The sequence below is a fragment of the Saccharothrix sabaoui genome (assembly GCF_051756985.1).
In the GTDB taxonomy this organism is placed as follows: Bacteria; Actinomycetota; Actinomycetes; order Mycobacteriales; family Pseudonocardiaceae; genus Actinosynnema.
On the sequence record NZ_JBPKJK010000276.1, the window covers coordinates 1 to 6,672 of the forward strand.

Annotated in this window: 5 protein-coding genes; 2 read left to right on the forward strand and 3 right to left on the reverse strand. The window is 73.8% G+C overall.

The features are described 5' to 3' along the window. The coding region (locus ACR807_RS40515; RefSeq protein ID WP_438926852.1) for an NYN domain-containing protein at positions 1-465 on the reverse strand (465 nt) is incomplete at its 3' end. Between the two features lie 24 nt (positions 466-489). After that, entirely contained in the window at positions 490-1,986 is a 1,497-nt protein-coding gene (locus ACR807_RS40520; protein ID WP_438926853.1) for a protein kinase domain-containing protein, read from the reverse strand. 268 nt (positions 1,987-2,254) lie between these two features. On the opposite strand from ACR807_RS40520, the gene ACR807_RS40525 reads away from it, so the two are divergent. Next, positions 2,255-3,043, forward strand: coding sequence for an NPP1 family protein (locus ACR807_RS40525; protein ID WP_438926856.1), 789 nt, complete (start codon positions 2,255-2,257; stop codon positions 3,041-3,043). 40 nt (positions 3,044-3,083) lie between these two features. Here the strand turns inward: ACR807_RS40525 and ACR807_RS40530 are convergent, their stop codons facing one another. After that, a complete protein-coding gene (locus tag ACR807_RS40530; protein ID WP_438926854.1) occupies positions 3,084-4,445 on the reverse strand; it encodes a cellulase family glycosylhydrolase in 1,362 nt (453 codons plus the stop codon). A 211-nt stretch (positions 4,446-4,656) separates the two neighbouring features. Here ACR807_RS40530 and ACR807_RS40535 point away from each other — a divergent pair, with 211 nt between their 5' ends. After that, positions 4,657-6,528, forward strand: a complete 1,872-nt coding sequence (locus ACR807_RS40535; protein ID WP_438926855.1) for a PPC domain-containing protein — start codon at positions 4,657-4,659, stop codon at positions 6,526-6,528. The last annotated feature ends 144 nt before the right edge of the window (positions 6,529-6,672 follow it).

Below are 6,672 nucleotides of genomic sequence, written 5' to 3' on the forward strand. Positions count from 1 at the left end.
CACCGGCCAGGACGCGTCGACGACCGGCACGAGGACGCGGACGCCGCGGGCGGTCAGCCGGGTCGCCAGCGGCGCGAAGTCGGCGTCGCCGGTCACCAGGACGACCCACTGGAGCGGCACGGCGGTGGCCCGCTCCCACACCTCCAGTGCGAAGTGGACGTCCACCCCCTTCTCCTTGCCGCCGTGCAGCGGGAGGTCGTGGCGGACGATCCCGGCGGCGGCCAGCACGGCGTCGAAGGACGTGGCCGGCGTCTCGATGCGCCCGCGCACGTAGTGCGCCTCGCGCAGCCGGCAGTCGTCGAGGGCGCGCCCGGTCTCGGCGTGGACGTACCAGCGCACCGCGTCGTGGAAGCCGTCGAGGGCGATCCGCGCGGCGCGGGGGTGCACCGTGGCGTAGAAGTCGCTCAGGTACGCGAACCACGTACCGTCGTAGAAGACCCCGATGTCCGCCGCGCCCTGCCCCACGCCGACGACTTTACCCGTCGCGGTTCAGCCGCCGGACGCGCAGGTGACGTCCAGGCGCGGCGTGCCGGGGCCGTTCGCGGTGAAGCCGAACGCGGTGGAGCCGTCCACGGGCAGCTCGGCGTTGTGGTCGGCGTTGGCGACCGTCACCGAACCGGCGCCCGTGGTGAGCGTGCCGTTCCAGAGGTTGCTGATCGCGTGGCCCTCCGGTTGGGGCCAGGTCACGGTCCACCCGGCGAGCGCCCGCGCGCCGGCGTTGCGCACGGTCACCTGCGCCTGGTAGCCGCCCGGCCAGGAGTTGGTGACGTCCAGGCGGGCGGTGCAGTCGGGTGACGGAGGCGGCGGCGGTGGGGTCGTGGTCGTCGTGGTGGCGGCGGTCGTGGTGGTGCCCGGCGCGGGACCCGCCAGGTCGGCCGGGTCGGCCGGGTCGCCGGCGCCCAGGGAGACGCCGATCGCGACCCCGGCGGCGAGCAGCACGGCGGCACCCGCGACGGACGCGACCCTGCGCCAGGGCACGCGGACCGGCTCGCGAACCGGCTCGGCGGGCGGCGCGGGGAGCGGCCGGGTGTCGCTGACCGGGCGCGCACCGTCGCCCACCGGCCCGTCACCCACCGGCCCGTCGTCCGTCGGCTCGTCCAGCGGAAACCCGTCGTGCCGGGACTCGTCGTGCCGGGACTCGTCGTGCCAGGTCTCGTCAGCGGGGGGTCCGCCGGGCAGGGGTCGGCCCGACACGACGTCGTCCAGCAGGGCGTGCGTCTCGGCCATCGTCGGCCGTTCCGCCGGGTCGCGGCGCAGCACGCGGGCCAGCACCTCTCCCAGTGGGCCGGGGAAGCGCAGCGGCGGCACCTGCCCCTCCACCACCCTCCTGAGCAGCGCGTACGGGTTGTCCGTCGTCCCGACCGGCGGGTGCCCCTCCAGTGCCGCGTAGAGCGTCGCGCCGAGCGAGTACACGTCCGAGGCGAACACCGCCTCCTCCCCCGCCGCCACCTCCGGCGCGAGGAACGCGGGTGTGCCGACGACGAGCCGCGCGTCGGTCACCGTGCCCTCGCCGATGGCCCGCGCGACGCCGAAGTCGACGATCTTCGCGGTGCCGTCGTCGGTCAGCAGGACGTTGAACGTGGTGACGTCCCGGTGCACGATCCCCACCGCGTGCGCCGCCGCCAGCGCCGACGCGACCTGCCACCCGACGCCCGCCACCAGCTCCTCCGGCAGCGGTCCGCGCTCGTCGACCAGCTCGGCCAGGGTCCGCGCCGGCAGGTACTCCATCACCAGGCACGGCTTGCCGCCGTGCTCGACGACGTCGTGCACGGTGATCGCGTGCGGGTGCCTGAGCCGGGCGGCGACGCGCCCCTCCCGCACGATCCGCTCCACGGCCCCCGGTGCGTCGGGCGCGCCGAGGAACTTCACCGCGACGATCCGTCCCAGCCGCTCGTCACGAGCCCGCCAGACGACCCCGCTGGCCCCGCGCCCGGCCAACTCCACCAGCCGATACCGCCCGGCGACGACTTCGTCCCGTTCCGACACGTTTTCGACGCTACTGCTCCGACCAGCCCACCGGCTACCTCCACCTGGCCCGTGCGTACGGTCGGTGCTTCGTGGCGAGCCGCCGGCGGGGTGGCCGGCTGGTGTTCGCCGCCTGTTCGCCGAGGGGCGACCAACGGCGGGTTGACCGCGCCGACCCCCTGCCGGGAACCTCTGAGCCGGTCGGTGGCCTCCGCGACACCGGCCGGCAGCCGCCGCCACCCGCGCCACTCGACACCGGATGGAGGGCATGGTCGTCGTGACCGCCCAGATGACGGACCACAGCCGGAGCACGCCCCGCGGCGGGCGGACCGCCGCCAGACTCGCGGGTGCGCTGCTGGGCGCCACCCTGCTCGCGGTGCTCGTGCCGGGGGCGGCGTGGGCCGACCCGCCGCCCGCGCTGCCGGGCAACGCCGCCGAGGCCGACGCCAAGTGGCAGCCCGCGTTCGACTACGACACCGACGGCTGCTACCCGACCCCGGCCATCTCGCCGACCGGCGCCCTGGCCACCGGGCTGAAGAACTCCGGCGCCCTCAACGGCAACTGCCGCGACCGGTCCGACCTGGACAACACCAACTCGTACTCGCGCTCCAAGTGCAACAACGGCTGGTGCGCCTACCTCTACGACCTGTACTTCGAGAAGGACCAGGCCGTGCCGGGCATCGACTGCTGCGGCCACCGCCACGACATCGAGCACGTCGTCGTGTGGGTGAACAACGACCAGGCGCAGTACGTCTCGACCTCCGCGCACGGCAGGTACTCGACGTACCCGCGCTCGCAGGTCGCCTGGGAGGGCACGCACCCCAAGGTCGTCTACCACAAGGACGGCCTGGGCACGCACTGCTTCCGCCTCGCGAGCGCGAACGAGCCGCCGGAGAACCACTACGGCGCGTGGCAGTACCCGGACCTGGTCAGCTGGGACCGCTTCCCCGCCGGCATCCGCGACATCCTGGTGAACGCGAACTTCGGCAGCGCGAGCCTGGCCATCAAGGACGGCGCGTTCGCCCACAACCTGTCGCAGGCCAAGCCCGCCGGCATCCCGTTCGACCCGAACGCCTGACGGCCCGGGTGACCGGTGCGGGGGACGTCCCCCGCACCGGTCAGCTCGCCGCGCAGGTGGGCGCGGGACTGCCGTTGGCGGTGCGCGACGACCCGGTGAAGCCGAACGAGGTCCTCGCGCCGGCGGCGAGGACGCCGTTGTAGGCCGCGTTGCGCGCCGTGACGGAGGAGCCGGAGCTGGTGACGGCGGCGTTCCAGGCGTTGGTGACGGCCTGGCCGTCGGGGAACGTCCACGACACCATCCAACCCCTGGTCGCCGAGTTCCCCGCGGTGACCTCGACCTCGGCCTGGAAACCGCCCTGCCACTGGTTGACGACCCGGTAGGTCGCGGTGCAGGTCGGTCCGCCCGGCGGGGTCGTGGTGGTCGTCGTGGTGGTCGTCGTGGTGGTCGTGGTGGTCGTGGTCGGCTGGGTGCCGCCGTAGACGGCGGCCTCCCTGGCGGTGGCCTTGATGCCGTCGGCGCCGTTGAAGATGCGCTGACCCCAGGTGGTGAGCCGGGCGGGGTCGAAGTCGGTGGCCATGTCCAGGACCGGGTCGGTGTTGCCGCTCCACGACCAGGCCAGGTAGCCCAGCCCCCGCTCCCGCGCCTCGCTCAGGATCGTCTCGTGGTCCACCTCGTTCGCGGCGAACCTCCAGCCGAACTCGCCGATGACGAGCGGCCAGCCGTTGGCCCGGAAGCGGTCGAGGTAGTCGGTGATGCTGGAGGCGGTGTTGAACACCGAGTACATGTGGATCGACAGCACGGTGTTGCGCGCGGTGTCGGCGTCCAGGACGGTCTGCGCGTTGTCCCGCATGACGTACTGCCAGTCCTGGCCCCAGTTCGGGCCGTCGACCATCAGCAGGTGCTGGAACCCGTTGGCGCGCATCTTCCTGATCGCGTCGGCGGTCGCGGCGGTCCACTGGGCCGCGTTCACGTTGCCGATCGGCTCGTTGCCGATGTTGATCACGACGTGGTCCTCCTGGCCGACCAGGGCGGCCTTCTGGCCGATCCAGTAGTCGGCCGCCTCGTCCAGCGACGCCGCCGCGCCCTCCTCGCCGTAGCCGGTGGTGTCGTGCACCTCCAGCACGCAGATCAACCGGTTCTGCTTGCACAGCGCGATCACGGCGGCCGTGTCCGTGGACGGCCCCCACCGCTTGCCGCTGCCCAGCACCACCCGGACGGTGTTCGCGCCCAGCGCCTTGACGTCGGCGAACGAACTGGTCCGCCCGGTGTACCACACGTGCGGGTGGTTCACGCCGCGCATCACGAACGGCTGCCCACCGGCCTCGACGACCCGCGTCCCGCTGACGTGCAGCCCCACCGCGGCACCGGCCCGCGGCGGCTCGGCGACCCCGAAACCGGTCGTCCCGAAGCCCGCGACGACGAGCAGCGCCGCACCGATGGCGGCGAACCTGGTCCTCATGTCTCCCGGCACCCTTCGTCACGATCCCCGGTGGTCGTCCGGGTCGAGGATGGAGAGCGAAGGGGGGTTCGACAACTCCGTCGAAAGTTCGACTCGAACCCTCTAACGACCGGGACGAGCGACTAGGACGAATGGGCCAACCTCGGCCGAACGGCGACGTCGATCACGCCTACGCGCTTGTCTGGACGCTCGTACACCGAGGGGGAAGCACATGGACAAGCGCTTATCGGGCGTGCTGGCCGCGGGGGCGGCCGCCACGCTCCTGCTGGGCGGGCTGCCGGCCGCCGCGGCGGAACCGGGGGCGGTGCCGGTCGTCCGGACCGACCCGTTGCTGATGTTCCCGTCGGACCCCGCCGGGGCCGACCCGTTGGACGTCGCCCGCGACCGCGAGGCGAAGGCGCAGGTGCGGGCGGGTGCCCGCCGCGCCGCCGCACCGGCGCCCCTGCCGTACCGGGAGGCGGAACCGGTCGGCGCCAACGGCGCGAACGACACGCCCGCGACCGCCGAGCACATCGCCGGCTTCGGCACCGGCCGCCGCGCCAACCCGAAGGTCGCGCTCAGCGGTGACCTCAAGGTCGACGCGAGCATCCCGGTGCTGCCGCCGTTCGCCGAGACCGACGACGCGATCGGCCTCGCGGGCGACACCGGCATCGGCGGCGTCCGCGCGGCGCTGCGCACCACCGGCACGATCGGCGACGGCCCGTACGGCAGCGCCGGCGACGGCACGGGCGACGTCGACTTCCACCGGCTCGACGGAGGTGCGTCCGGGCTGGCGTTCGAGGCCCGGACGTCCACGCCGACCGGCGACCTCGACACGTTCCTCGTGGTGTACGACGCCGCGGGCGTCGCGGTCGCGGGCAACGGCGACACGGCCGGTTCGACCGACTCCGCCCTCGCCTTCGAGGTCCCGGCGGGCACGACCGCCTACCTCGCGGTGGGGTCGGACCCGTTCCTGCTGCCGCGCGACGCCACCACGCCCGGGACCGGCAACGGAGTGGGCACCGAAGGGCCGTACGAACTGCGGATCACCAGCGGACCCGGCGGCGACGCCGACCACTTCTCGTTCGACCTGCGCGCGGGCGACGTGCTCGGCGCGTCCGTGACGGGCGGCGGGACGCGGCTGGCGGTGCACGACCCGGCCGGCCGCGAGGTGTTCGGCTCCTCGCAGGACCTCACGTCCCTCTTCGCCGTCGACTCGCCGATGCCCGGCGGCGGCAACGCCGTCGTGGACTTCGTCGCCCCGCGCGACGGCCGGTACGCGCTCGGCGTGGTGGCGGGCGAGGGCGCGTACGAGGTCGACCTCGAAGTGTTCCGCCCCGGCACGGAGACCGCGCCGCGCGGCGACGTGCACACGATCTTCCTGGACTTCGACGGCGCCAGGGTGAACACGTCGATCTACGGCGGGGGCGGCGGCATCCGGGACCTGTCCCCGCTGTCGGCCTTCCTGCCGCGGTGGGGCCTCACCGCGGGTGACGAGCGCGCGCTGGCCGGCGTGATCACCGCGACCGTGCGCGAGAACCTGGAGCGCGACCTGATCGCCAGGGGCACCAACCCGAGGTTCGCGCTGCGCGTCCTCAACAGCCGCGAGCACGCCGACCCGTGGGGGCAGCCGAACGTCAGCCGGGTCGTCGTCGGCGGCACCGTCGCCGAGTCCGGCATCCAGACCGTCGGCATCGCGCAGTCCATCGACGCGGGCAACTTCGGCCGGGAGGAGACCTCGCTGGTGCTGCTCGACCGGATCAGCGACCCGGCCGGGCCGGCGGTGTCGCTGAACACGTACCTGCGCCCGGGCAGCGACCGGGTGGCGTTCGTCGGCCGCGCGGTCGGCAACATCACCAGCCACGAGGTCGGGCACATGTCGGGCAGCTGGCACACCAACGGGCGCAACGACGCGCACGGCCTGATGGACCCGGGCGGCAACCCGGCCGTGATGTTCGCGGTGGGGCCGGACGGCGTCGGCGGCACGGCGGACGACCCGGACCTCGACTTCATCGAGGAGGCGCTGAGCCCGCCGGAGGGCTTCACCGGGATCGAGGACACGGTGAACCGCAGCGCGTGGGCGTTCGTCCGCGGCACGGGCTGACCGGCCGCCGGCCGGAACGGGCGACCGGGACCGCCGACCGGGGCCACCGACCGCATCGCTGACCGGACCGGGCGGTCCGGAACGGGTGAGGTCGCCTGAACGATCAAGTCGGCCGGCAGCCGCCGTCCGGCGTCACCCATTCAT